This window comes from Curtobacterium sp. B8, from assembly GCF_000333315.1.
Taxonomy (GTDB): domain Bacteria; phylum Actinomycetota; class Actinomycetes; order Actinomycetales; family Microbacteriaceae; genus Curtobacterium; species Curtobacterium luteum.
The window spans coordinates 1-935 of the sequence record NZ_BACW01000190.1 but is presented as its reverse complement, the minus strand read 5'-3'; the positions used below and the strand labels follow the sequence as shown (position 1 = coordinate 935).

Annotated in this window: 1 protein-coding gene; it reads left to right on the top strand. The window is 72.5% G+C overall.

Going from position 1 to position 935, the window contains the following annotated elements:
- The coding region (locus tag I59_RS04910; protein ID WP_022902914.1) for an isoprenyl transferase at window positions 1-697 on the top strand (697 nt) is incomplete at its 5' end.
- Window positions 698-935 lie beyond the last annotated feature (238 nt).

Below are 935 nucleotides of genomic sequence, written 5' to 3'. Positions count from 1 at the left end.
CGCGATCGTCATGGACGGCAACGGCCGGTGGGCGAACCAGCGCGGCCTCACCCGGGTCGAGGGGCACAAGGCCGGCGAGGCCTCGCTCCTCGACGTCGTCGCCGGCGCGATCCAGATCGGTGTCCGGCACGTGTCGGCGTACGCCTTCTCGACGGAGAACTGGAAGCGCTCGCCCGACGAGGTCCGGTTCCTCATGGGCTTCAACCGCGAGGTCATCCACCGCCGCCGCGACCAGCTGCACGCCTGGGGCGTGAAGATCCGCTGGGCCGGTCGCCGCCCTCGGCTGTGGCGCAGCGTCGTCGACGAGCTGCAGGCGGCCGAGCGGATGACCGCCGACAACGACGTGTGCACGCTGACGATGTGCGTCAACTACGGCGGCCGGAACGAGATCGTCGACGCCGTGCGGGGCATGGCGGAGGACGTCGCCGCCGGGCGCATGAAGCCGAGCCAGGTGACGGAGAAGGCCCTGGCCAAGCGGCTCTACGTGCCCGAGCTGCCCGACGTCGACCTGTTCCTCCGGAGCTCGGGGGAGCAGCGCACGTCGAACTTCATGCTCTGGCAGTCGGCGTACGCCGAGATGGTCTTCCTCGACCGGCTCTGGCCGGACTTCCGACGCACCGACCTCTGGGGAGCGATCGAGGAGTACGCGCGCCGCGACCGTCGGTACGGCGGCGCCGTGGACGCACCGACCGCCTGACAGGAGGCCCGTAGCGGGCCGGCACCGTGCCTCCCGTCGGACACGGCGTCACCACGCGCGGGTGCGACCCGCGTCGGTCGCGGAACGTGGCGGCCGAGGCCGCCGCCGACGGCACGTCGTGCGACCAGGACGGCACCCGGGCGGCACGTCGTGCGACCAACCCGGCGCGGCCCGCTCAGCCGATCATGCGCTCAGCCGATCACGTGCTCAGCCGAGCAGGTGCGCTGCCCGGACGCAC